The sequence below is a fragment of the Hymenobacter latericoloratus genome (genome assembly GCF_014199535.1).
Classification (GTDB): Bacteria; Bacteroidota; Bacteroidia; order Cytophagales; family Hymenobacteraceae; genus Hymenobacter; species Hymenobacter latericoloratus.
Genome location: NZ_JACHNV010000003.1, coordinates 413,351 through 438,556, shown reverse-complemented (window position 1 = coordinate 438,556; position 25,206 = coordinate 413,351). Strand labels below are relative to the sequence as shown.

The following is a 25,206-nucleotide window of genomic DNA, read 5'->3' as shown; positions in this document are numbered from 1 at the left end:
AGGTCGAACACCCAAGGTAACGCAAACCCTCCGATGGACCAGCTCCTACCCTCACCCTTCGGCCCCACGCCGGTTCAGCTCTACCCCCTCGGCGACGCGGCCGTGGTGCTGCAATTCGGCGAGGGTATCAGCGAGGCTACGCACCGCACCATCCAGGCCGTGGCGGCCTGCCTCGACGCGCACCCGTTTCCGGGGTTTCTCGAATACGTGCCGGCCTTCACTACCCTCACCGTGTACTACAACCCGTGGGTGGCGAGCCAGGCCGGCCAGCAAGACCCTTACCACTGCGTTTCAGAGTCGCTCCGGCAGCTGCTGCAACAGGTGCCCGAACTGCCGGCTCCTGATGCGGTGCCGGTGGTAGAAATTCCGGTGTGTTACGGCGGCGCCTTTGGGCCTGATCTGGACCTGCTAAGCCGCTACACTGGCCTTGCGGCGGAGGAAGTTATTCGCCTGCATACTGAACCCGAGTACTTGGTGTACATGATTGGGTTTGCGCCGGGCTTTCCCTACCTGGGTGGGATGAATGAACGGCTCACTGCCCCGCGCAAAACCCAGCCCCGGCCGTTGGTTCCGGCAGGCTCCGTGGGTATTGCCGGCCGCCAGACGGGCATCTACTCCCTACCCACGCCGGGCGGCTGGCAGCTGATTGGGCGTACGCCGCGCCGCCTGTTCACGCCCGAGGCCGCGTCGCCGAGCTTGCTGCGGGCGGGCCAGCGGCTGCGGTTCGTGCCCATTTCCGAAGCTGAATACCAACACCTGCAGGAACATGAGTTGTAGCGTTCTTCGGCCGGGTTTGCTCACTACCATTCAGGATGGCGGCCGCCGGGGCTACCGGCAGGCGGGCGTGATTGTCAGCGGCCCCATGGACGCCCTGGCCCTGCGCGTAGCCAACCTGCTGGTAGGAAATTCGCCCGAAGTGGCCGGCCTGGAAATTACCTTGCTGGGGCCTACCCTTCGGTTTGAAGCCGACCACCTGCTGGCCCTGACCGGCGCCGATTTATCCGCTACTCTCGACGGCGAGTCCCTACCCCTCAACCGGCCCGTAGCCGTGCGGCGCGGCAGTGAGTTGGCCTTCGGGCCGGCCCGCACGGGCTGCCGGGCCTACCTGGCTTTTTCCGGGGGACTGGCGGTGCCAGCGGTGCTGGGCAGCCAATCGACTTACCTGCGAGCTGGCATCGGCGGCCTGGAAGGGCGGGCCCTGCGGGCCGGTGACGTACTGCCCGCCCCCGGCCCGACGCCCGCCGGGCAGCGCCTGCATCAGCTGCTGCTCAGGCCACAATCCGGCCCGCGCTGGGTGGCCACATCCTGGTTTCCTGAGCCCGCGCTGACGCCCTTGCCGACAGCAGAGCCGGTTATTCGGGTCCTGCGAGGGCCGGAGTACGACCTGTTCACGGTGGTCAGCCAGCGGGCTTTCTGGGAGGAAGAGTTTACCGTGACGCCGCAATCGGACCGCATGGGCTACCGGCTGGCCGAGCCGGAACTGCAGCGCCGCGCCGAGCAGGAAATTCTCTCCTCAGCCGTTACATTCGGCACCGTGCAGGTACCCGCTTCCGGCGCGCCCATCGTCTTGCTGGCCGACCATCAGACCACCGGCGGCTACCCCCGCATCGGGCAGGTCATCACCGCCGACTTTTCCCGCCTTGCTCAGGTGCCGCCGGGGGGTAGGCTGCGCTTTCAGGAGGTCAGCCTCGCGGAAGCGCACTACTGGTACCTGCACCAGGAAAAAACCCTTCAGCAACTCCAACGGGGCCTCGCCCTTTTCCACTATCGATGAACCAACCCTACGCCGTCGACCTGAACTGTGACATGGGGGAAAGCTTCGGCGCCTACCCCCTGGGCCACGACGAAGCCATTCTACCTTTCGTAACTTCTGCCAACATTGCCTGCGGTTACCACGCCGGCGACCCGGCCGTGATGAAGCGCACCGTGCGCCTGGCCCTGCAACACGGGGTAGCCATTGGGGCCCACCCCGGCCTGCCCGACCTGGTAGGCTTCGGTCGGCGCGAAATGGCCATTTCGCCCGAAGAAGCCTACGACATGACGGTGTACCAGCTCGGCGCACTGGCGGCTTTCGTGCGGGCTGAGGGCGGCATAGTGCACCACGTAAAACCCCACGGCGCCCTCTACAACATGGCCGCCGTAAACCTCGCTCTGGCTGAGGCCCTGGCGGAAGCCGTGTACCGCGTGCACCCCGAAGCCTGCCTCTACGGGCTGGCTGGCAGCGCCCTCATCAGTGCCGGTCAAAAGCTGGGCCTGGCTACCGCCCACGAGGTGTTTGCCGACCGTACCTACCAGCCCAATGGCACGCTCACGCCCCGCCGCCAGCCCGACGCCCTAATTACGGACGCCGATAAGGCCATCAGCCAAGTGGTCCGCATGGTAAAGGACGGGCGAGTGCGCGCTCAATCTGGGGAGGATGTGGCCATTCAGGCCGACACCGTGTGTTTGCACGGCGACGGTGCTCACGCCCTGGCGTTTGCCCAACAGATTCGGGCGCGGCTAAAGCAGGAAGGCATTGCCGTGCGCACCCATCAGCCGGTTTCCGCGTGAGGCCGGCCCGCAACTGGGGCGTGCTGCTGGGCGCCGCCTTTCTGATGGCTACCTCGGCCGTAGGGCCGGGCTTTCTGACCCAAACCACTGTTTTTACCCAGTCATTGGGCGCCAGCTTCGGCTTCGTTATCCTGACCTCTATTCTGATTGATATTGGCGTGCAGCTCAACATCTGGCGGGTTATTGCCGTGTCGGAGCTGCGCGCCCCGGATATTGCTAACCGCGTGCTACCGGGGCTGGGCGGCTTTATTTCCCTGCTGATTGTGCTGGGCGGATTGGCCTTCAACATTGGGAACGTGGGCGGGGCGGGCCTAGGGCTGGAGGTGCTTACGGGCCTGCCGGTGACGTGGTGCGCGGTGCTAGCGGCGGGCCTAGCTATTGCTGTTTTTCTGGTGCGCGAGGCCGGCCCGCTCATGGATCGGTTTGCCCAGCTCATGGGGCTAGTCATGATTCTGGCCATTATCTACGTGGCCGTGGTTACCCAACCGCCGGTAGCCGAAGCCGCTCTGCGCACCGTTGTTCCCGCTGCTATCGACTACCGGGCCATTATTACCCTAGTGGGCGGCACGGTGGGCGGCTACATCACCTTTTCCGGCGGGCACCGCCTGCTGGATGCCGGCATAAAAGGCCCGGCGGCCCTGCTCGAGGTGTCGCGCAGCGCCATTATGGGCGTGTCGGTGGCCTCCCTGATTCGGGTGCTGCTGTTTCTGGCTACGCTGGGGGTAGTGGCCCGCGGCCTGGCCATTGAGGAGGGCAACCCTACGGCTTCGGTGTTTCAGCTGGCCGCCGGCTCCGTGGGCTATAAGCTGTTTGGGGTGGTGATGTTCGCGGCAGCCATTACCTCCATTATTGGCTCGGCCTACACGTCGGTTTCCTTTCTCAAGTCGATGCGGCCCGGTATTGCCACCCACGAAAACCGCTGGATTATTGGGTTCATCGTTTTCTCGACTCTGGTATTTGTGGGGGTAGGCAAGCCAGTGAGCGTGCTGGTCTGGGCTGGGGCCCTGAACGGCTTTATTCTGCCCATCACTCTGGGTACCCTGCTCGTGGCCGCCTACCGCCCCAGCGTGGTAGGAAGCTACCGCCACCCCCTGGCCCTGACGGTATTCGGGGTGCTGGTCGTGCTGCTGATGACGTGTATGAGCGGCGCCGTACTGCTAGAGCAGGTAGCGCAGCTAGGGAAATAACACTAGAAAATGGGCCTCATGAAACTCCTACCCCGCCTGCTGGCCGCAACCCTGCCCCTGCTGGCCGCGGGCTGCGCCGGCCGCCCGACCCAACCGGCTTACGACCTGGTTATCACCCACGCCAACGTAGTGGATGTGGAAACCGGCCGGGTGCTTGCTGATCGGACGCTGGTTATTTCTGCGGGCTTGATACATCAGATAAGCCTGCCCGGTGCTCAACCGCCTGCTGCTAAGCGCACCCTCGATGCACAGGGTAAGTACCTGATTCCTGGCCTCTGGGACATGCACGTCCACTTTCGGGGCGGCGACTCGCTGGCCGCGGCCAACCGCAACCTGCTCCCCCTCTACCTGGCCCACGGCATTACCACCGTGCGCGACGCGGGCGGCGACCTGACGCCCGCCATTTTTGAATGGCGTAAGCAGATCCGGGCCGGGAAACTGGCGGGGCCTACCATCTACACCTCGGGCCCCAAAATCGACGGGCCGAAGGCGTTTTGGGCCGGCTCGCTAGAGGTAGAAAATCAAGCGCAGATTGATAAGGCTCTCGACTCCTTGCAGCGGCTAAAAGTCGATTACGTGAAGCTTTACGAAAGCACCATTTCGCGCGAAGTCTTCCTCAGCACGATTACGGCGGCCGAAAAGCGCGGCATGCTCACCACCGGCCACATGCCCTACACCGCTACCCTGCGCGAGGCCTCGGCGCGCGGCCTGGATGCCTCCGAGCACTTGTACTACGTATTCAAGGGCTGCTCCGCCAAGGAAGACAGCATCACCCAGGCCGTGCAGCGTAGCCTTGGAACGGCCCGGCCCCTGGGCCTATTCGCGGTGCTACCCGCCATTTACCGCACCTACGACGCGGCAACGGCCGCCCGCCTCTATCAGACCCTGGCTAAAAACAAAACCGCCGTCGTGCCCACGCTCTACATCCAGAAGCTGCTGGCCGAGCTGCCCACTACCGACCACTCCCGCGACACGCTGCTGGCCTACATCGACCCCAGAATTCAGGCTACCTACGCCCGCCGCTTGGCCGGGGCCCGGGCTCAGTCGGCTGCTACCCGCGCCTTCAACCAGCAGCTATCGGCCAAGTTCATGACCCTGGTGCCCGCCCTGCAGCAAGCCGGCGTCACGCTGCTGGCCGGCTCCGACGCGGGGGCTTCTAACTCCTACGTGTACCCCGGCACCTCCCTGCTGGGCGAGTTGGAGCTGCTGGTCCAGGCCGGCCTTATCCCAGCCCAGGCCCTGCAGGCCGCTACCATCAACGGGGCCCGCTTCCTCAACGCCGATCAACTCTCCGGCACCATCCAAGCGGGTAAGGAAGCTGACCTGGTGCTGCTGAACCGAAACCCACTGCAAGACATCCGCCATCTGCGCCATATAAACACGGTAGTCGCCGGCGGCCGGGTGTACGGCGCCGCGGAGCTACGCCAGATGCTGCAAGCCGTCAAGTACTCCAGGTAGAATTAGAGCTATAAGCTAGTTCCCCTCCTTGGATAAGGAGGGGCTAGGGGTGGTTGATGTACCTGAATATTAACTAGTATCTAATCTGGCTTTCGTTTTTTAGCTCTAGTTTTTCAACCACCCCTAGCCCCTCCTTATCCAAGGAGGGGAACTAGCTCTAGCCTCACAACCACATTCCCCATGCCTATCCGCGACATTCTGCAGCTTGGCCACCCTACCCTGCGGGCGGTGGCCAAACCCGTAGCCGACCCTACCTCGGCCGACATAGCCAACCTGGTCACGGACCTGACGGATACGGTGGCCCACTGGCGCGAAACCACGGGCTACGGCCGGGCCATTGCCGCGCCCCAGATTGGCGAGCTGCAGCGCGTGATTCTGTTGCGCCTGCCGGGCCGGCCGGTGTGGCCGCTTATCAACCCCAGCATCATCGGCCACAGCCCCCAGAAAATGGTGGTTTGGGATGCCTGCCTCTCCTTCCTCTCCATTTTCATGCAGGTAGAGCGCTACGAGTGGATAACCGTGCGCTACCAGGACCTAGTGGGCCACTGGCACGAAACCCACGCCGGCCCCGAGGACGACCTGGCCGAGCTGCTCCAGCACGAAATCGACCACCTCGACGGCATCCTGTCCCTGGACCGCATGGTGGACGTGAAGTCGCTCTGCTCCCGCGAGGAATTTGAGCGCCAGCACAAGGCCCACAGCCCGTACGGGCGTGGTGGTAAGATGGTGAATGAGTGAAGTAGCGAAACCATCTGTCATCCTGAGCTTGCGAAGGATCGTATCACGCCAGCACGCCAGACGCAACAACGGCTCGTTCAGGCGTGATACGATCCTTCGCAAGCTCAGGATGACAGTTTCTTTAGGCAGGCGCCGCTGCTTTGGGCCGCTACCCCTACCTTGCGCCTCATGGCCAACCCCTACTATCCCTTCCTCATTTACGACCTGCAGGAGCATGCCACCCCGGAGCGTCAATACCGCATTGTCGTCGACTTATCAGAGATGGACGACTACTACGCCGTGTTTGAAAAGCACGGTTTCAGCGGCAGCGGCGCCTCCTGGGCCGAGCATATCGAAACCATTGTAGAGGAACACGCTCCCGAGCTACTGGACCACCTGGAGCTAGCCGGCGAAGGCGACATCTTCCGCGCCTACACCGACAGTCGCAGCAGCACCGAGCAGTTTCTGCGCCTCGTGCACCCCATCTTCGCCGGCCTCGGCAGCCTTAACAAGTATCTCAGCCAAGCCGACCCGGGCGACTTTTTTGAGTAGAGCGGGTCAGTACAATAAAATTCAAGTTGCGAATTAGAGCTAGTTGCTAGCTCTAATCCGCAACTTGAATTTTATAGTCACATAAAGAGCGTCATGCTGAGCTTGTCGAAGCATCTCTACCTCTGGCTAATTACTGGCCTAGGTCTCTGCAACGAAGCGGTAGAGATGCTTCGGCTGCGCTCAGCATGACGTTCTTGTATAGTCGCCGGAGTAAGCCTACCCTTCCTTAAAACCCCGCGCAGGCGTCCTCGCTGCCAATGGGGGCGCCATCGGGCATGGGCAAGGCGGGGGCGGGCTGGAACTTCTCGGGGGTTTCCTCGAACTGCTGAATGGTGCGCAGGGCGGCGAACATGGTGGCTTTGCGGCTCTGGTCCTTGCCCGACTTTGCTTCTTTTTGCAGCCAGGTTTTCAGCTCGTCCACTTTCATGGCGGTTACGGCTTTTACGCCGGCGGGCGCTTGCGGGGTAGCCGCCAGGGTCAGCAGGCGGTTCAGGGTGAGCGTATTTACCAGGCGCTGCAGCTCGCCGGGGTAGCCGGCTTCGGGCTTGGCCTGCCAGGTTTGCTTTACCAACCGGTCGAGCACGGCGGCCAGGCCGGGCTGCTCCTGGTGGCGGGCGTGGTACTCCTCCAGGCGAGCGGCGCGCTGGGGGTTCAGCAGAAACTCCAGGGTAGTAGCCGCCGCCGACTCAGCCGCGCCGGTGGGGTCAAAGGTCAGGCCGGTGCGGGCGCTGAAGGTTTCGCGGGTGCGCGGGTAGTTTACGGGGCGGGGCGGAATCTTAGTCAGTAGCTCCTCCGACAAAGCCAGCTCGCGGGGCGAAATCGTGCGCAGCAGCGCATCGAAGGCTTTCCACTGCTCGGCAGGTTCTACCAGGCGCGTTACGGTCTGGCCGTCGCCTTTCACGGCGTAGGTGTAGTAGAGGCCGCCGAGCACCTTGGAGGTGGCTTCTACCTGGTAGCGCTGCAGCAGGTACATGGGCACCAGCACTTCTTCCAGGGTAGCCATGGGCTGGCCGGGGGCAATGGCTTTTTCGGAAAAGCGGTCCAGCACGGCCCGGCGCACATCCATAACGTGGTGTAGCTCGTCGGCGGCGCTGGTGCCGTTGTCCCAGAGGTGAGCCAGCGGGTGCGCCCCGCCCTGGGCCCGCGCGTCAGCATCGGCGATGAACACGTAGCCGTCCTGGAGGGTCTGGGTGATGATGTTCTTGAGCGCGGCGGCTTCATCGGCCTGGGGGCCAAAATCCTGGTAGCCGTAGAGAATGGCGCGCTTATCCCAAGTGCCGATTTCGGTGGTGTAGGCCTCGCTCAGGTCCACGGTGCCATCGGGGCGGAGTGTGAGGCGGGGCACGGGGTAGTCCATCACCGACGACCGGTCCCGGGTGCTGGCGGCGTAGTTATGGTAGAGGCCCAGGGTGTGGCCTACCTCGTGGGCGGCCAGCTGGCGCAGGCGGGCCATGCTCACGCGCAGCATTTCGGGGCTGGCGGGCTTGCCGTCCTCGTAGGGCTGCAGTAGCCCCTCGGCAATCAGGTAGTCCTGCCGCTCCCGTAACGAGCCCAGCGACACCTGCCCCTTAAGTATTTCGCCGGTGCGCGGGTCTACGATGGAGGAACCGTACGACCAGCCGCGGGAGGAGCGGTGAATCCACTGAATCAGGTTGTAGCGGATGTCCATGGGGTCCACGCCCTCGGGCAGCATCTTCACCTGGAAGGCGTTGCGGTAGCCGGCCGCCTCAAACGCCTGGTTCCACCACGCGGCCCCTTCCAGCAGGGCCGAGCGCACGGGCTCAGGCGTGCCGCGGTCGAGGTAGTACACGATGGGCTCCACCGGCTCACTCACCGCTGCGGTGGGGTCTTTCTTCTGGAGGCGGTGCCGCACAATCTGCCGCTTCTGAATGGGCTGGTCGATGGGCGCGGCGTAGTCCATGTACTCGTTGGCGAAGTAGCCGGCCCGCGGATCAAAGGCCCGGGGCTTGTACTTATCGTCGGGCAACTGAATAAAAGAGTGGTGCAGATGCACCGTCACGGCGCTGGGGTCGGGCGTCACGGAGTTGATTTCGCGGCCTTTGCCCTTGCCCGTGAGCGTCACCACGGCTTCAAACTCGGTGTTCTGCGGAAACGATTTGGTGTTGGGCAGAAATACCGCCGAGCGGCTTTCCTCGGCCTTATAAGTGCCCTGCTTCAGGTCCTCTAGCTTGTCGGCGAGCTGATGGGAGTCGCGCAGCAGAAAGGGCGTCAGGTCAATCAGCACCCGGCCTCCCTCCTGGGCTTCGGCCTTGAAGCCCCACAGTACCGATTGGGCAAAGGAATTCTCCACCGACTGCCGCTCCTCGGCGTTCGGACTCACGGCCCGGAAATCGTAGTTGGGCTGCAACAGCAGCACCTTGGGCCCACTCTTGACAAACTTCACGATGCGCGTCTGCCCGATCTGGCCGCGGTCCAGGCCCAGGTCGTTGGAGCCTACCCCGTTGGGTAGGGTGCTAACGTATAGGATTTCCTGGTCGAGCTTGTCGATTTCCAGCAGCACCCGGCCCGTTTTCTCATCCCAGTAAAACGGAAAAAAGCCCGGCGACTTTTGCATGCCTTTGGTTTTCTCGGCTAGGGTTTGGGCCGAAACTAAGTGGGAGCTAATGAGCAGGGAGCCAACCAGAAGCGAGTACAGTTTTTTCATGCAGCGGAGAGGTAGTGAAGACGGCGGAAGGTAACGAGGGATGCGCAGTATTCAGCACGGACTACCGCACGCGTTGGGCAGAACGCGTATTTTCCTGCTCAGCAGCCTCATACCCGGAGCCGCCCGCGCCGTGCTCCGTTGCGCCATCTTTGCTTCCTCCAAACGTCATTCCGAGCTTGTCGAGGAATCTCGCGTGCTGATGTTGTAGTGGTACTCCTTCGTCAGCAGGCGAGATTCCTCGACAAGCTCGGAATGACAGGCTTATTTGGCGTGACAACTTTACTGTCCACACGCTAAGGCCTATTTTGCGGTGCAACCCCTACTTAATATGTCCGCCAGCAGCGCCCTACCGCAGTTTACGTTCAACCCCAATGCCTACACCCTGGGGCTCTTCGAGCAGAAGGATATTACCTGCGAGTGCTGCCAGCAGCCGCGCCCGTACAACTATACCGGGCCAATTTATTGCGAGGCCGACGTGGAGGACCTGTGTCCGTGGTGCATTGCCGACGGCAGTGCGGCCGCGAAGTGGGACGCGGAATTTCAGGACTGGGCATCTGTGGAAGGCAATTCGCCTGATCCGGCCGAAGCATCGGCTCCTATCAACGCGGCCTCCCTGGAAGAAGTAGTATCCCGCTCACCCGGCTACAACTCCTGGCAACAGGGCGTTTGGCTGACGCATTGCCAGGACATGTGCGTGTTTCTGGGTTACGTGGGCGGCGAGGATATTCGGCCGCTGCTCCCGGAACTACGCCCTGATTTGCAGGATTGGCCCAACGAGGACTTTTTGCTCCAAAGCCTGTCGGCTGATGGCGGCCTGACCGGGTACTTGTTCCAGTGCCGCCACTGCGGGCAGCACCGGCTCCATATTGATTGTGATTAACGTAGTTTTCAGCTCCCCATTCCCTACCCCCTGCTGTGTCTTCAACCTCTGCTACCCGCTGGAAACTGGTGCTTGGCTCCTCCGCCGACGCCGCCAATGAAATTGCCCTGTCGCCGGATTACGGCCGCATGGATGAAGTGCTGACTCAGCTCTACGACCATAACGGCGAGCGAAAAGCCGGCCTGGGCGGCTCGGCCCCCAAGGTCAGCCGCTGGCTCGGCGACATTCGCACGTACTTCCCCTCCTCGGTGGTGGCCGTGATGCAGCAGGACGCCATGGACCGGCTCGGCCTGCACCAACTGCTATTGGAGCCCGAAGTGCTGCGCACCGTGCAGGCCGACGTGCATCTGGTGGGCACGCTCATGTCCTTGAGCCGGGTGATGCCCCAGAAGGTGAAGCACACGGCCCGTGAGGTGGTGCTGAAGGTAGTGCGCGAGCTGGAGCAAAAGCTGGCCAACCCGCTACGGCAGGCCGTGCGGGGCGCCCTGAGCCGGGCCGTGCGCAACCCGCGCCCCCGCTACCACGAAATCAACTGGGGCGCTACCATCCGGGCCAACCTCAAGCACTACCAGCCTGAGTATAAAACGGTGGTGCCGGAAAAACTCATCGGCTACGGGCGGCGCGGGCAGGCGCTTAAGGAAATTGTGCTCTGCGTGGACCAGAGCGGCTCTATGGCCTCCTCGGTGGTGTACGCCGGGGTGTTCGGGGCAGTGCTGGCGTCCATCAAGGCCGTGAAAACCCACATGGTGGTCTTCGATACGGCCGTGGTCAACCTCTCGGAAGACCTGCAGGACCCGGTGGATTTGCTGTTCGGGGTGCAGCTCGGGGGCGGCACCGACATCAACCTGGCCCTCACTTACTGCCAGCAGCTTATCACCCGCCCCACCGATACCATTCTGGTGCTCATCAGCGACTTATACGAGGGCGGTAATGAGCGGGAAATGATAAAGCGGGCCGCTGCCCTGAAAGCAGCCGGCGTAACCGTAGTGGCCCTGCTCGCCCTCGCCGACGATGGCGCTCCTTCCTTTGACCGGCGCGTGGCGGAGCAGTTCGCGGCCCTGGGCATCCCGAGTTTCGCCTGCACTCCGGCCCAGTTTTCGCAGCTAATGGCCGCCGCCATTCAGGGTCAGGAATTGAAAGCTGCGCCATTGTAGCTTGCTTGATTGAGGGCTACCTTACTCAACCCAAGCGACATTAGAGGCTCGTGATTAGAGGTCCGGGTCATGCTTGATCTGGCGTCCGTGGAGTCGAAGCATCTCGCCCGCTGGCTAACCTATAGTCATTCGGCTCCCCCTCTCCCCCGGAGAGGGGGCCGGGGGGTGAGGCGCCCACGCTAACAACGAAGCGGTAGAGATGCTTCGACAAGCTCAGCATGACAATTACTGTGACAATATTAGCTGAGCGAGATACTGCGCTTCCAGTTCTGCGTGACGGGTTTTACGTACTGGTCAACTTCTCTGCCCCAGTATTCTCAGGCCTTGATTAACCTTTGCAAGGGCACTGGTGGGCATGGAAGCTTATCCCAAAGCAGGTTGAAACTGCCTAAACTACCGGTAACGATTTCGGTAGAATTTCTCTCCTACCGGCACTAGCCTAACCTTATAAACCACTGTCCTATAGCTTGTAGCAAGCAGAATTGTAGAGCGACAGGTAGCAGCACCCACCCTTTTTTCGGCGTTTCTTTGCGGCTGCTTTTCGCATCGTTTCCCGATGCGTATTCATCCGTATTGCTTTACTTCTGGCGCTACCCTATGCGGGGCGCCTCCTGCTTGCTTTTGGCGTTTATGATGAAAATAAAGAAGGCGGTAATTACCGCAGCGGCCCGCGGCGAGCGGCTCTACCCTGTAGCCGATACCATTCAGAAAGCCATGCTGCCGGTGGTGGACGTGGATGGCCTGCACAAGCCCGTTATCCAGATTATTGCCGAAGAAGCCCTGAGCAGCGGCATCGAGGAGCTGTGCGTGGTGTGCGCCCCCGGCGACGGGCCACGCTACCTTGAAGCCTTCGGCTCCCTGCGCGACAACCTGCTCCGGTCCTATCAGGGCATCGACTGGGCCCGCGAGGAAGCCGAGAAAATCGACCACCTGCTCAGCCGTCTGCAGTTTGCCGAGCAGCCCGAGGCCCGAGGCTACGGCCACGCCGTGTACTGCGCCCGCGAGTTTGTGAGCCAGGAGCCCTTCCTGCTCCTGCTCGGCGACTACCTCTACGTTTCCGACGTGCCCCGGCAGCGCTGCGCCGCCCAGCTGCTGGCCCTGGCCGCGCAGGAAGGCTGCTCGGTATCAGCCGTGAACCCGACTATTGAGCACCAGGTAAGCCGCTACGGCACCATCACGGGCAAGCACCTGGCCGGGCAGGTTGGGGTGTACCAGATTGATAAAATCATCGAGAAGCCCTCGTTGAGCCTCGCCGAGCTGGAGCTGCAGACGCCGGGGCTCCGGGCCGGCTACTACCTCTGCTTTTTCGGCATGCACGTCCTTACGCCCGCCGTATTCAGCATTCTGCAGTCCCAGCTGGAAGCGGGCGGGCCCAACGTGCTGCTCACCCCGGCCTTGCAGGAGCTGGCTACCACCGAGAAATACCTGGCCCTGGAAGTACGCGGCAGCCGCTACGACCTCAGCCGCAAGCAGGGCCTGCTCCGCGCCCAGATTGCCCTGGGCCTGGCCGGCGAAGCCCACGACGAAACCCTCACCACCCTGGTAGAGCTCCTAGCCGAAGCCAACAGCCGCAAAGCACAGCTGAGCTAAAAGCTAAAGCTAGCAACTAGCTCCCCTCCTCAGATGAGGAGGGGTTGGGGGTGGTTGACTGACGCCAGAACGAAACTATAATTAGTCCCCCTCTCCCTTTCCGGAGAGGGGATAGGGGTGAGGCGAACTAGAAGCTAAACCTATCCTGCCGCTCCGGTCAACCACCCCCAGCCCCTCCTTTCCAAGGAGGGGAGCTAGCTGCTAGCCCACTCCTACCCGAGGATACGCGCCATAAAAATCACGCATCCGCATGAATGCATTCATCGATACCATTACCTCCCCGGACCCGGCGGCGCGCAACCGCTCGTTCTATGAGCTGAGCCGCGGGCTGCCGGCCCGGGAGCTGCTGCGCCACCTGCGGGAGCTGGACGAGTTCCGGAAGGCTACCCCCAACCTCTACGACAAGGTGCGGGCCATCCTTTTCCTGTACGCCGGCTTCCGGTTTTTCCTGCAGGAGTCGGCGGAGGTAGCGCCCGTGGGCAAGATTCCCTACGCGGGCTTCGAGGACTTGCTGGGCCGGCGCTTTGAGCACGCCATCAGCACCTTCCTGCGGGAGCTGGACGCGCACGGCCCCAACGCCACCCTGTTCAGCGCCCTGGCCGAAAGCTACCACCACCTCTCCTTCCAGATCCTCGCCGACCAAGTGCGCCGGAGCGTGCGCTCCAGCAAGGGCAACCAGTGGATGTTCCGCGTCGGTCACCAGGAAGAGCACCCCATCCGCATTCATCCGCAGCTCTTGCAGCGCCCGGAAGGCAGTTTGTTCTACCCCATCCTGCACGAGAGCACCTCCGTGCGCATGGACCTGACGCACAGCGGCTGGTCGGATATTTTCTTTCTGGGCATGGACTACCCCGAGGGCGCGCGGGTAGTCAACCTGTCCATCGACCTGGGCGTGTTCGGGCGCGACAAGGAGATTCTGCCGCCCCTGCACGCCTACGTGCGCGTCATCCCGGACCCGGTGCTGCGCCTGACCAGCATCGACCTGAACACGACCAAGGACGTGCACGACCTGGCCGACCTGTTCAACTTCGGCAACGACTACTTGAGCCTGGTGAAGGCCGGCGTGATTGCCTCGGGCCTGATTCCGCCCTCCTTCGAAGGCACCAACCAGAGCCTGCCCGATATTCTGGCCCGCATGGTGGCCCCGGGCATGGGCATCGAGCTGGTGACCAAGGTCAACGACATCCCGAAAGGCTCGCGCTTTGCCGTCTCTACCAACCTGCTGGGCTCCATTATCAGCCTGCTGATGCGCGCCACGGGCCAGACCCGGCAGCTCACCGGCGGCCTCGACGAGAGCGAGCGGCGCTTGGTGGCTTCGCGGGCTATTCTGGGCGAGTGGATTGGCGGCTCGGGCGGCGGCTGGCAGGATTCCGGCGGCGTGTGGCCGGGCATCAAGGCCATTCAGGGCACGTTTGCCCAGCCCGGCGACCCGGAGTACGACATCAGTCGGGGCACGCTGCTACCCCGCCACCGGGTGCTGGAGGGCGAGGAAGTGCACCCCGAAATCGGGGAGAAAATCATGAACTCCCTGGTGCTCATGCACGGCGGCATGGCCTCCAACGTGGGCCCCATTCTGGAGATGGTGACCGAGAAATACCTGCTCCGCGGCGAGCAGGAATGGGCCGCCCGCCAGCAAACCAACGAGGTGTTCGACAACATCCTGGCGGCCATCCGAGAGGGAGATATTCAGAAGCTGGGCGCCAACACGGCCCGCAACTTCGAGGGGCCCATTAAAACCATCATTCCCTGGGCTTCCACCTACTTCACCGAGCAGCTCATTGCCAAGGCCAAGAAGGAGTTTGGGGCTGACTACTACGGTTTCTTGATGCTGGGCGGTATGTCGGGTGGGGGCATGGGCATGTTCGTGAACCCCGACAAGTACGAGGACTACAAGCTGCGGGTGCTGGAGTTGCTGCGCCAGACCAAGCAGGAATTGTCGGCGGCCCTACCCTTCGCCATGGAGCCGGTGGTGTATAATTGGAGCATCAATAAGCGCGGCTCCTGGGGCAGCCTGCACCAGGGCCCGGAGGCCCTGATGCCGGAGCAGTACTACGCCATTCACGTCTCGCAACTCGTGAAGCAGGAGCCGGAAACCATTTCCTACATCCGCCGGGCCGAAATCGACTTTTTCACGACCTACTGCGAGCAAAACAACCTGGCTTACCCCCTGCTGCGCACCATTGTCAGCAACCTGTTCAAGGTATCGGACCCCACGGCCCAGGGCAACCGCAGCACGGAGAACGAGAAAGCCGAGCAGATCAAAAAGGAAAACGGCTTCGATTACATCCAGCACGAAGACATCCGGGAGGAGCTGCAGAAGGGCCGCATCGGCCTCTCGCGCAACCGCCTCTCCGCCGAAACCACCATCGAGGACGTGCAGCCGCAGGACATCGTGCAGTTTGAGGCCCTGGCCGACTACGCCAAAACCGGCGCTGCCGCCATCCGGGCGGGCAAGGTGGCCGTGCTCAGCCTGGCCGCGGGGGTAGGCAGCCGCTGGACTAAGGGCGCGGGCGTTATCAAGGCCCTGAACCCCTTCGTAGAAATGGCCGGCGTGCACCGCAGCTTCCTGGAGATTCACCTAGCCAAAACCCGCCGCGTGGCCGAGCAGTACGAGGCCGTGATTCCGCACCTGGTGGCCACCAGCTACCTCACCCACGAGCCTATTCGCCAGCAGCTGGCCGCTACCGGCAACTTTGGCTACTCGGGGCCGGTGTACCTCTCGGCGGGCCGCAGCATTGGGCAGCGGTTTGTGCCCACGGAGCGCGATTTGCGCTTTATGTGGGAGGAAATGCCCCAGGAAACCCTCGACGAGAATAAGCAGAAGGTGCGCGACGCGGTGCGGGGTAGTATGATTGCCTGGGCCAAAGGCAAAGGCGAAGGCACCGACTACGTCGACAACATTGCCGCCCAACGCTTCTCGCCCCTGGGCCACTGGTACGAGGTGTCGAACCTGCTGCGGAATGGCACCCTGGCCCAGCTCCTGCGCGAGCAGCCTCAGGTGGAAACCATCATGCTTCACAACATCGACACGCTGGGGGCCGACGTGCACGCCGCGGCCCTGGGCTACCACCTGGCCTCGCGCAACGTGCTGACATTTGAGGTAATTCCGCGCCGCATTGAGGACCGCGGGGGTGGACTAGCCCGTGTAAACGGTCAGGTACGTTTGCTGGAAGGACTGGCCCAACCCCACGAGGAAGACGAGCTGGGCCTAAGCTACTACAACACCATGACCACCTGGATTCAGGTGGACGCGCTGCTGGAACTCTTCGGCCTCACCCGCCAGGATCTGCAACAGGGCGATGAGGCCCAGCTGGCCCGCGCCGTGCGCAGCGTAGCCCAGCGCATCCCAACCTACGTAACTATCAAGGACGTGAAGTACCGCTGGGGCCACGGCCAGGAAGACATCTACCCCGTGGCGCAAATTGAGAAGCTCTGGAGTGATATGTCGGCTCTCTCAGATGTACGCTGTGGCTACCTGGTGGTGCCCCGCAGCCGCGGCCAGCAGATGAAGGACCCTGCTCAGCTTGATGCCTGGGTAACAGATGGCAGCAAAGACCATGTGGCCTCGCTGGCGCAGTTCGAGTAACGTGTTAATCTAAATTGCAAACTGTGCAGCTAGAGCTAGTTCCCCTCCTCCTCTGAGGAGGGGAACTAGCTTTAATTCTTTGTATTCATCAACGGAGGTTAGTTGATTAACTACCTAAAAAAGGTGGGGCCTGCTGAAGCCGGTAAGAGGGATTCGGCAGACCCCACCTTTTATGCGTATGATGGGGGTAGCAACGCGAAGTGCCGGAAGCAGCACCTGCTAGGTTTCCGCTTCGCGCGGCTACCCCTTACCTTGCATACTGCATGAAAATACTCTTGGTGGAGGACGAGCCCAAGCTGGCCTCCTTCGTAAAAAAAGGCTTCGAGAACGAGGGCTACGAAATTGAAGTGGCCTTCGATGGGCGCATGGGCCAGTCTCTGGCCCAGCAACAGCGCTACGATTTAGCTATTCTCGACGTGAACCTGCCCTACGTAAACGGCTTCGAGCTGTGCCGGCTGATTCGGGCCCAGGATGCCCACGTTCCGGTGCTGCTGCTCACGGCCCTCGACAGCCTCGACGATAAGGTGACTGGCTTTGAAGCCGGGGCCGACGACTACCTCGTCAAACCCTTTGAGTTTAAGGAACTGCTGCTGCGGGCGCGGGTGCTCACCCGCCGCCACACCGAAGGCGCCGCCGTGAAGCAGGTGCTCCGCATTGCCGACCTGGAGCTCAACCTCGACTCTAAAACCGTGACCCGCGCCGGCCAGCGCATCGACCTAACCACCAAGGAATACGCCCTACTGGAATACCTGCTGCTGAACCGGGGCAAAATCATTTCCCGCGTGGATATTGCCGAGAAGGTCTGGGAGCTCAACTTCGACACGAACACCAACGTCATCGACGTGTACGTGAGCTACCTGCGCAAGAAGCTGGATAAGGGCTACGATACCAAGCTGATTCACACGGTGGTGGGCATGGGCTACGTGCTGCGCGAGGGGTAGGAGGTGGTGAATGAGCGAATGAGTGATTGAGTGAGTTTTCGTCCTCCTGACCTAACGACTCCCACCTGGCATCCTGAGCATTCCGCGTATGAGGCGGCGACGAAGGACCTCATTACACTACGATGACCACTGTTCTCGCGTGATAAGGTCCTTCGCTCCCGCTCAGGATGACAGACATTTTATAACATCACTCACTTACTTACTCATTCACTTTCTCCCATGCTCATCCGCAACAAGCTGATTCTGCGCTTTACCCTGCTGGTAGTGGGCATTCAGCTGTGCTTTTCCATTTTTATCTACTCTTTTCAGGCCACTAACCGGGAGCAGCGCTTTATCAACCGCCTGGCGGGCAAGGCTACCATGACGGCCCGCGTGCTGGTGCGCCACGACAGCCTGAACCACGAGCTGCTGCGCACCATGCACCGGCGCGACCTGTTCACGGTGCCCCACGAGCAGGTCAGCATCTACGGCCCCGGCCAGCACCTCATCTACACCAGTGCCGATGGCCTCAGCCAGAAGCTCAATTCCTACTACCTGGAGCGGATCCGGCCCAACCGGCCGGTACAGTTCAGGGATGGGCCGCTGGAATCCATTGGGCTGTATTATGAGCGCAACGGGCAGCCGTACTGGATTTTCGCGGCCGGCCACGACGACTTCGGGCACCGGCAGCTGGAAAAGCTGGGCCTGATTCTGCTGGCCGCCAACCTGGGGGCGCTGGTGCTCATTATTCTGGCCGGCTGGTACTTCGCGGAAGAGTCGTTGAAGCCGATTTCGCGCATCATCGGGCAGGTGGAGCGCATCACGGCTTCGCGCCTGAATGCGCGGGTGGACGAGGGTAACGGCACCGACGAAATTGCCCAGCTGGCGCGCACCTTCAACCACATGCTGGGCGGCGTGGAGCAGGCGTTTGAGTCGCAGAAAAGCTTTCTGAGCAACGCTTCTCACGAGCTGCGCACGCCCCTGGCCTCGGTGCTGGGCACGCTGGAAACGGCCTACACTTACGATACCGACCTGGCGGAAGCCAAGCGCAGCATCAGTTCGGCCACCGAGGAAATCAAGAAGCTCATTGAGCTGACCAACGGGCTGCTCAGCCTGGCTAAGGTGACGGATGCCTCCCTGCGCCGCGACCCGGTGCGGCTGGATGAGTGCCTGACCCAGGCCATGACCTCGTGCCAGGCCCGCTACCCCGGCCGGGCGCTCAAGCTTCACTTCGGCCTGCTCCCGCCCGAGGTAGAAGACATGTTTATGGTGCGCGGCAACGCCCAGCTGCTCACCACCGCCCTGCTCAACCTGCTGGACAATGCCTGCAAATACTCGCACCAGGAGGTACAGGTAGAGCTGGGCTACCTCTCCCCGGAAACCGTGCAGGTGCGCGTCACGGACCAGGGCATCGGCATGGAGCCCCACGAGCTGGCCCGCATCTACGAGCCCCTCTACCGGGCCGGCACCGATACCAACGCGCCCGGCTACGGCATCGGCCTGCCCATGACGCGCAAAATTGTGCTCCTGCACGGCGGCCGCATCGAGCTGCACTCAGAAGTGAACAAGGGCACCACCGCCACCGTGCAGCTCCCGGCTGCCGAGGATGCGTCGAGGTAGGCTTATTCCAGCGCAAGCTCTGGCACAGCCTGCCCGTGCAGGGCCTCCCGGCGGGCCGCCTCCCAGCCCAGCAGCGCCTGCTTGCGGGCCAGGCCCCACCGGTAGCCGCCGGGGCCGCCGTGCTGCTGAATCACCCGATGGCACGGAATCAGGTACCCGATGGGGTTGGCCCCTACCGCGCCGCCTACCGCCTGGCTGGCCCGTGGCTGCCCAACGGCCGCGGCCACGTCGCGGTAAGAAACCAGCCCACCCGCCGGAATCCGCAGCAGGGCCTCCCACACTTTAATCTGAAAGTTGGTGCCTTTCAATAGAACTGAGAAAGAGTGCTTTGCGGTAGGCTCCGTAGCAAATAGCTGCCGGGCTACGGCGCTGGTTTCCGCCTCCCCAAGTTGCAGGGTGGCGCGGGGCCAGTTGAGGCGAAGCTGGGTTAGCGCGGCTTCCCGCTCTGACACTGCCTGAAACGTGAGGCCGCAGATGCCCCGGTCGGTGAGGCTGAGCAGGCACTCCCCGAAAGGCGTGGGGTGGAAGCCGTAACGGATGGTCAGGCCGGCGGCCTGGGCGCGGTACTCGGCCGGCGTCAGGGCCTCGTAGGTCACAAACAGGTCGTGGAAGCGGCTGGGGCTGGAAAAGCCGGCCTGGCAGGTAGCAGTTAGCGCGTCGCCGGATTCCAGGAGCACCTGCCGGGCGTATTCCTTGGTCAGAAAGCGCAGAAACCGCTGGGGGCTGGTACCGGCCCAGCGCGTGAACAGGCGGGTAAAGTGAAACGGACTCAGGTGAACGTGGGCGGCAATTTCGTTCAGGGTCGGGTGGGCGGTGAAGTGCCGGGCAATGTAGGCAATGGCCTGCTCCACGCGGGCGTAATCCAGATCGGCTTGGGCAGAAGACATAGCGGGCAGCGGTTGGAGGGTATCCGGCAAAAGTACCTACCCCTCGGGCCCGGTTCAATCCGGATCTTGCGCAGTTGCGGCGCGGGCGGGGGTAGGGCGGCGGCCAGGCGGCGCGGTTTTTACTTCAGGCCGCCGCCTTCTAACATCTTCTAATTCGTTTCTCATACCGTTTTAATCTCGCCGGGGGTGCTTTGCGCCATGGCTGGACTTCCCGTTTCATCTTCCGCCTCGCGTAACCGGCTGCTGTTCTGGCTGCTGCTGGGTACGCTGCTGCTCTCCACGGGCCTGAACCTCTACCTGTTATTTCAGGGGCCGGAATACCCGGCGGCCGATTACCAGCTGGACTCGCAACTGCCCGAGCTGGTTACGGAGGTAGAGCTCCAGCAGGTGCGCCGCGCGCTGGCCGAGTGCCGGGCGGGCCACCCCTCTACGCCTGATTCTCTTTCAACTGCTTCTGCTCTGAACAGGCCCTGACTGGGCCCGTTAGCCGCTCCTGAGCGGCTTTTTGCATTTCGTTCTGCTTCATGCTTCCTCGCCAACAACACGTCCTCAACGCCCTGTCCCTCTGCGCCGCCGCCTGCGACAACTGCGCCGCCCTCGGCCTAACCAATCTGGCCGCTACCCCCCACCAGCTCCGCAGCCTCCAGCTCAGCCGCGACTGCGCCGATTTGTGCCGCCTGGCCGCTGCCTTCGTGGCCCGCGAGGCGGAGCACGCCGTGTACCTGCTGCGCGAGTGCGCCGAGCTCTGCCGGGCCTGTGCCAACGAGTGCACCCAGTTTGCCACCGACTACCACCGGGTATGCACCGAGGCCTGCCGGCGCGGCGAAGACGCCTGCCGCACAGCTTACGTGTAAAACTTTAGCTTTTAATATTTTTTAATCTCCGCCTCACCTCGCTTTAATACCGGCGGGTGAGTTTTGCCGGGTAAGCTCTCTACCTGCGTTTTTCCTCAGCCCCTTCCTATGCCTTCTGCCCTCCTGAAACCTCTCTGCTGGCTGCTGCTCCCGCTGGCCTCGGCTGCCCTTGTGGGCTGTGGCGCCAATACCCAGGCCGAAACTACCAAAGCGGAGGCTCCGCCGACCTTGCCCACCACCCAGCTCACGGCCCGCGACACCATCCTGACCCACGACTACGTGGCCGATATTCAGGCGGTGCGCAACGTGGAAATCCGGGCGCGGCTGGAGGGCTTTCTGGAGCAGATTTACGTAGATGAGGGCCAGGCCGTGCGCAAAGGCCAGCCCCTGTTCCGCATCAACGACACGGAGTACAAAAGCCGCCTGAGCCGGGCCAAAGCGGCCCTGAGCAGCGCCCAGGCCGCCGCCCGCGTGGCCCGCCTGGAGCTGGAACGGGTAAAGCTGCTCACCGACAAAAACATCATTTCCAAGACGGAGCTGGAAGTGGCCCAGGCCAAGTACCACGCCGCCCAGGCCGAGATTCAGCAGGCCCAGTCCACGGCGGCCAACGCCGCCCTGCACCTCTCCTACACCCTGGTGCGGGCCCCGTTTGATGGCGTCATCAACCGGATTCCGCTGAAAATGGGCAGCGTGATTGAGGACGGCACCCTGCTTACCACCGTTTCGGACATCCACGCGGTGTTTGCCTACTTCAACGTGTCGGAGGCGGAGTACCTGGAATACGTCAAGAAAAGCAAGCGCGACTCGGCCCGGCGCACCAACGTGGCCCACCTGCTGCTCGCCGACGGCTCCATCTACTCCGTGCAGGGCAAGGTGGAAACCGTGGAAAGCCAGTTTCAGGCCAACACCGGCTCCATTGCCTTTCGCGCCCGCTTCGACAACCCCCAGCAGCTCCTGCGCCACGGGGCCAGCGGCAAGGTGCGCCTGAGCAATACCGTGGAAGATGCCGTGCTGGTACCCCAAAAATCGGTGTTCGAGATTCAGGACAAGAACTACGTGTTCATGGTGGATAAGCAGGGCCGCGTGAAGCAGCACGCCTTCCAGCCCCAAACCCGCCTCTCCGACTTCTACGTGGTGAAAACCGGCCTGAAAAGCGGCGACAACATCGTGTACGAAGGCGTGCAGGACCTGCGCGACGGTGCCATCATCAAGCCCCAGCCCGTGGCCCTGGATGAGTTGATTGAAGAAGCCCGGTAGGGAGCGGGGCTTGCCCCCGCCCGCCGCCTGCCCACTACCTCCGAATCGTTTTTGAGGCGCGAACGGCGGGCGGGGGCAAGCCCCGCTCCCTACCTCCTTCCTACCCTCCCGATACCTCCCAACCTATGCTCGCACTCTTCATTCGCCGGCCGGTTCTCTCGCTGGTGATTTCCTTGTTTATCACCTTCCTGGGTGGGCTGGCCTTGTTTTCGCTGCCCATTACCCAGTTCCCCGATATCGTGCCGCCTTCGGTGACGGTAACGGCTCGCTACACTGGCGCCAATGCCGAGGTGTGCGCCAAGGCCGTAGCCACGCCGCTGGAACGCGCCATCAACGGGGTGCCGGGCATGACCTACATGTCGTCGGTGAGTAGTAACAGCGGCCTGACGGTGATTACCGTGTTTTTCCAGGTAGGAACCGACCCCGACCTGGCGGCCGTGAACGTGCAGAACCGGGTGCAAACTATTATTGATGAGTTGCCGGAGGAGGTAATCCGGGCGGGGGTGAGTACCGAGAAAGAGGTGAACAGTATGCTGCTCTACCTCAACGTGATGAGCGAAGACCCGAAGGTGAACGAGAAGTTCATCTACAACTTCGCCGACATCAACGTGCTGCAGGAGCTCAAGCGCATCAACGGGGTAGGCTTTGCCGAAATCATGGGTCAGCGCGAGTACTCCATGCGCGTGTGGCTGCAGCCCGACCGCATGGTGGCCTACAACGTGTCGGCCGAGGAAGTGGTGGAAGCCATCCGGGCCCAGAACGTGGAGGCGGCCCCGGGTAAATCGGGGGAAAGCTCGGGCCAGGACGCCCAGATGCTGCAGTACGTGCTGCGCTACACCGGCAAGCTCTTCGAGCCCAAGCAGTACGAGGACATTGTACTGCGTGCCAACCCCGACGGCTCGGTGCTGCGCCTTAAGGACGTGGCCCAGGTGAAGTTCGACGTGCTCAGCTACGGCATGGTATCCAAGATTGACGGCAAGCCCTCGGCGGCCATCATGCTCAAGCAGCGCCCCGGCTCCAACGCTTCGGATGTAATCAAGCAGGTGAAGGAGCGCATGGCCGAGCTGAAGCAAACGTCCTTCCCGCCCGGCATGACCTACAACGTGGCCTACGACGTGTCGCGCTTCCTCGATGCCTCCATTCATGAGGTAATGCGCACCCTGGTAGAAGCCTTTCTGCTGGTGTTCGTGGTCGTGTACCTGTTTTTGCAGGATTGGCGCTCCACGCTGATTCCGGCCCTGGCGGTGCCGGTGGCCCTTATCGGTACGCTGTTTTTCATGCAGCTGCTAGGCTTCTCCATCAACCTGCTCACGCTGTTTGCCCTGGTGCTGGCCATTGGTATTGTGGTCGATAACGCCATTGTGGTAGTGGAAGCCGTGCACGCCAAAATGCACGAGAAGCACCTTTCCGCCATGGATGCTACCATGGAAGCCATGTCGGAAATCGGGGGCGCCATTGTGGCCATTACCCTGGTAATGTCGGCGGTATTCGTGCCGGTGTCGTTCATGGAAGGTCCGGTGGGCGTGTTCTACCGCCAGTTCTCGCTCACGCTGGCTATTTCCATCGTCATTTCGGGGGTGAATGCCCTGACCCTGACGCCGGCCCTGTGCGCCCTGCTGCTCAAGCCGGTAGCGCACGGCGAAACCAAAAAGCAAGGGCTGATGGACCGGTTCTTTGCTGGCTTCAACCGCCGCTACGAGGCCCTGGCCACCCGCTACCAGTGGCTGGTGCGCACGGTGGCCAACCGCCGCATCATCACCATTGGCTTGCTCCTTGGCTTCTGCCTGGCTACCTGGGGCGTGAACTCCGTGCTGCCCGCCGGCTTTATCCCAACCGAGGACCAGGGCATGATTTACGTGAACGTGACCACCCCGCCCGGCGCTACCGTGGAGCGGACTGAGAAAGTGCTCGACGAAATTCAGAAGGTAGCGGCCAAGCTGGGCCCGGTGGAATCGGTTTCGACCCTGGCGGGGTACAGCCTCATGAACGAGGTAGCCGGCGCCTCCTATGGCATGGGCATGATTAACCTCAAGACCTGGGACGACCGCAAGGAATCGGTAACCGACCTGATTGCCCAGCTCAACGAGCAAACCAAGCACATCAACGACGCCGACATTCAGTTTTTCCCGCCGCCTACCGTGCCGGGCTTCGGTAACTCCAGCGGCTTCGAGCTGCGCCTGCTCGACAAAACCGGCCGCGGCGACCTGCCCGCCACGGCCCAGGTAGCCGAGAAGTTCATCACGGCCCTCACCAACACCCCGGCCGTGGGCGGGGCCTTCACCGGCTTCGATGCCAGCTTCCCCCAGTACCTTATCCACGTCGATCAGGACCAGGCGGCCAAGAAAGGCGTGACCGTGGACAAGGCCATGAGCACCCTCCAAACCCTGATGGGCTCCTTCTACGCCTCCAACTTTATCCGCTTCGGGCAGATGTATAAGGTGATGGTGCAGGCCGCCCCCGGCTACCGCACCAGCCCCGAAGACGTGCTGAAGATGTACGTGAAAAACGACCGGAACGAGATGGTACCTTACTCCAGCTTCGTGCGCCTGGAGCGCGTGTACGGCCCCGAGCAGCTCACCCGCTACAACATGTACACCTCGGCCATGCTCAACGGCGACGCGGCCCCCGGTTTCTCGTCGGGCGACGTGATTAAGACCATTGAAGAGGTAGCGGCCAAGGAGTTGCCCCGCGGCTACAGCTACGAGTGGAGCGGCATGACCCGGGAGCAAATCCTGAGCGGCGACCAGGCCATTTACGTGTTTGCCGTGGTGCTCTTGTTCGTGTACTTGCTGCTGGCGGCCCAGTACGAAAGCTTCCTGCTACCCCTGCCGGTTATCCTAAGCCTGCCAACGGGCATCTTCGGAGCCTTCCTATTCCTGAAGCTGCTGGGCCTGGAAAACAACATCTACGCCCAGGTTTCGCTGGTTATGCTCATTGGTCTGCTGGGCAAAAACGCCATCCTCATCATTGAGTTTGCGGTGCTCAAGCGCAAAGAAGGACTCTCGGCGCTGGAAGCGGCCGTGCAGGGCGGCTATTCCCGCCTGCGCCCCATCCTGATGACGAGCTTCGCCTTCATTGCCGGCCTGATTCCGCTAACCATTGCTACCGGCGCGGGCGCCCTGGGTAACCGCTCCATCGGCACCGCCGCCGCGGGCGGCATGTTCATCGGCACCCTGTTCGGAGTGATTCTGATTCCGGGCCTCTACGTGCTGTTCGCCGGCCGAGACAAGAAGGAAAAGAAGCGCAAGCAGCTCGCCGAACCCACCGAAACTCTGGAACCTGCCCACGCCTAACGGCTTAAAGAACATAGCTTCCCTGCTCAACTGAGG

19 protein-coding genes are annotated in these 25,206 nt (G+C 62.3%); 17 read left to right on the top strand and 2 right to left on the bottom strand.

What is annotated here, in order from left to right:
* The first annotated feature begins 33 nt into the window (after window positions 1-33).
* From pxpB to GGU46_RS12295, 7 genes are all read left to right on the top strand, one after another.
* On the top strand, window positions 34-777 hold the full coding sequence (pxpB, locus tag GGU46_RS12325) for a 5-oxoprolinase subunit PxpB (RefSeq protein WP_183403834.1): 744 nt from the start codon (window positions 34-36) through the stop codon (window positions 775-777).
* A complete protein-coding gene (locus tag GGU46_RS12320; RefSeq protein ID WP_183403833.1) occupies window positions 767-1,774 on the top strand; it encodes a 5-oxoprolinase subunit C family protein in 1,008 nt (335 codons plus the stop codon). Before pxpB ends, GGU46_RS12320 begins: the two co-directional genes overlap by 11 nt.
* Entirely contained in the window at window positions 1,771-2,550 is a 780-nt protein-coding gene (locus tag GGU46_RS12315; RefSeq protein WP_183403832.1) for a LamB/YcsF family protein, read from the top strand. Before GGU46_RS12320 ends, GGU46_RS12315 begins: the two co-directional genes overlap by 4 nt.
* Entirely contained in the window at window positions 2,547-3,737 is a 1,191-nt protein-coding gene (locus GGU46_RS12310; protein WP_317171911.1) for an NRAMP family divalent metal transporter, read from the top strand. Before GGU46_RS12315 ends, GGU46_RS12310 begins: the two co-directional genes overlap by 4 nt.
* Window positions 3,738-3,755: 18 nt before the next feature.
* Complete coding sequence (locus tag GGU46_RS12305; protein ID WP_183403831.1) at window positions 3,756-5,195, top strand: amidohydrolase family protein; 1,440 nt, start codon at window positions 3,756-3,758, stop codon at window positions 5,193-5,195.
* 180 nt (window positions 5,196-5,375) lie between these two features.
* Window positions 5,376-5,933 carry a peptide deformylase gene (locus tag GGU46_RS12300; protein ID WP_183403830.1) on the top strand — a complete coding sequence of 186 codons (558 nt, stop codon included), beginning with the start codon at window positions 5,376-5,378 and terminating at the stop codon, window positions 5,931-5,933.
* 168 nt (window positions 5,934-6,101) lie between these two features.
* Window positions 6,102-6,464: an Imm51 family immunity protein gene (locus GGU46_RS12295; RefSeq protein WP_183403829.1), complete on the top strand. Its 363-nt coding sequence runs from the start codon at window positions 6,102-6,104 to the stop codon at window positions 6,462-6,464.
* A gap of 226 nt (window positions 6,465-6,690) precedes the next feature.
* Here GGU46_RS12295 and GGU46_RS12290 read toward each other — a convergent pair whose 3' ends face one another.
* Window positions 6,691-9,129: a zinc-dependent metalloprotease gene (locus tag GGU46_RS12290; protein ID WP_183403828.1), complete on the bottom strand. Its 2,439-nt coding sequence runs from the start codon at window positions 9,127-9,129 to the stop codon at window positions 6,691-6,693.
* Between the two features lie 328 nt (window positions 9,130-9,457).
* On the opposite strand from GGU46_RS12290, the gene GGU46_RS12285 reads away from it, so the two are divergent.
* The 6 genes from GGU46_RS12285 (at window position 9,458) to GGU46_RS12260 (ending at window position 18,879) form a co-directional block, all read left to right on the top strand.
* On the top strand, window positions 9,458-10,009 hold the full coding sequence (locus GGU46_RS12285; RefSeq protein WP_183403827.1) for a CbrC family protein: 552 nt from the start codon (window positions 9,458-9,460) through the stop codon (window positions 10,007-10,009).
* A 35-nt stretch (window positions 10,010-10,044) separates the two neighbouring features.
* Entirely contained in the window at window positions 10,045-11,163 is a 1,119-nt protein-coding gene (locus GGU46_RS12280; RefSeq protein WP_215906339.1) for a VWA domain-containing protein, read from the top strand.
* Between the two features lie 630 nt (window positions 11,164-11,793).
* Window positions 11,794-12,753 (top strand): UTP--glucose-1-phosphate uridylyltransferase, encoded by a 960-nt coding sequence (locus GGU46_RS12275; RefSeq protein WP_246398993.1) that lies wholly within the window; start codon window positions 11,794-11,796, stop codon window positions 12,751-12,753.
* A 250-nt stretch (window positions 12,754-13,003) separates the two neighbouring features.
* Window positions 13,004-16,339, top strand: coding sequence for a UTP--glucose-1-phosphate uridylyltransferase (locus GGU46_RS12270; protein WP_183403826.1), 3,336 nt, complete (start codon window positions 13,004-13,006; stop codon window positions 16,337-16,339).
* 263 nt (window positions 16,340-16,602) lie between these two features.
* The gene (locus GGU46_RS12265) at window positions 16,603-17,280 is read left to right on the top strand and encodes a response regulator (RefSeq protein ID WP_183403825.1); all 678 of its coding nucleotides are present in this window, start codon (window positions 16,603-16,605) and stop codon (window positions 17,278-17,280) included.
* Between the two features lie 219 nt (window positions 17,281-17,499).
* On the top strand, window positions 17,500-18,879 hold the full coding sequence (locus GGU46_RS12260; protein ID WP_183403824.1) for a sensor histidine kinase: 1,380 nt from the start codon (window positions 17,500-17,502) through the stop codon (window positions 18,877-18,879).
* Between the two features lie 2 nt (window positions 18,880-18,881).
* Here GGU46_RS12260 and GGU46_RS12255 read toward each other — a convergent pair whose 3' ends face one another.
* Window positions 18,882-19,766, bottom strand: coding sequence for a methylated-DNA--[protein]-cysteine S-methyltransferase (locus tag GGU46_RS12255; protein WP_183403823.1), 885 nt, complete (start codon window positions 19,764-19,766; stop codon window positions 18,882-18,884).
* Between the two features lie 198 nt (window positions 19,767-19,964).
* On the opposite strand from GGU46_RS12255, the gene GGU46_RS12250 reads away from it, so the two are divergent.
* The 4 genes from GGU46_RS12250 to GGU46_RS12235 all read left to right on the top strand — a co-directional run bounded on the left by GGU46_RS12250 (window position 19,965) and on the right by GGU46_RS12235 (window position 25,170).
* A complete protein-coding gene (locus GGU46_RS12250; RefSeq protein WP_183403822.1) occupies window positions 19,965-20,240 on the top strand; it encodes a hypothetical protein in 276 nt (91 codons plus the stop codon).
* Window positions 20,241-20,290: 50 nt separating this feature from the next.
* Window positions 20,291-20,620 carry a four-helix bundle copper-binding protein gene (locus GGU46_RS12245; protein ID WP_183403821.1) on the top strand — a complete coding sequence of 110 codons (330 nt, stop codon included), beginning with the start codon at window positions 20,291-20,293 and terminating at the stop codon, window positions 20,618-20,620.
* 108 nt (window positions 20,621-20,728) lie between these two features.
* Complete coding sequence (locus GGU46_RS12240; RefSeq protein WP_183403820.1) at window positions 20,729-21,877, top strand: efflux RND transporter periplasmic adaptor subunit; 1,149 nt, start codon at window positions 20,729-20,731, stop codon at window positions 21,875-21,877.
* 125 nt (window positions 21,878-22,002) lie between these two features.
* Window positions 22,003-25,170 (top strand): efflux RND transporter permease subunit, encoded by a 3,168-nt coding sequence (locus tag GGU46_RS12235; RefSeq protein ID WP_183403819.1) that lies wholly within the window; start codon window positions 22,003-22,005, stop codon window positions 25,168-25,170.
* Window positions 25,171-25,206 lie beyond the last annotated feature (36 nt).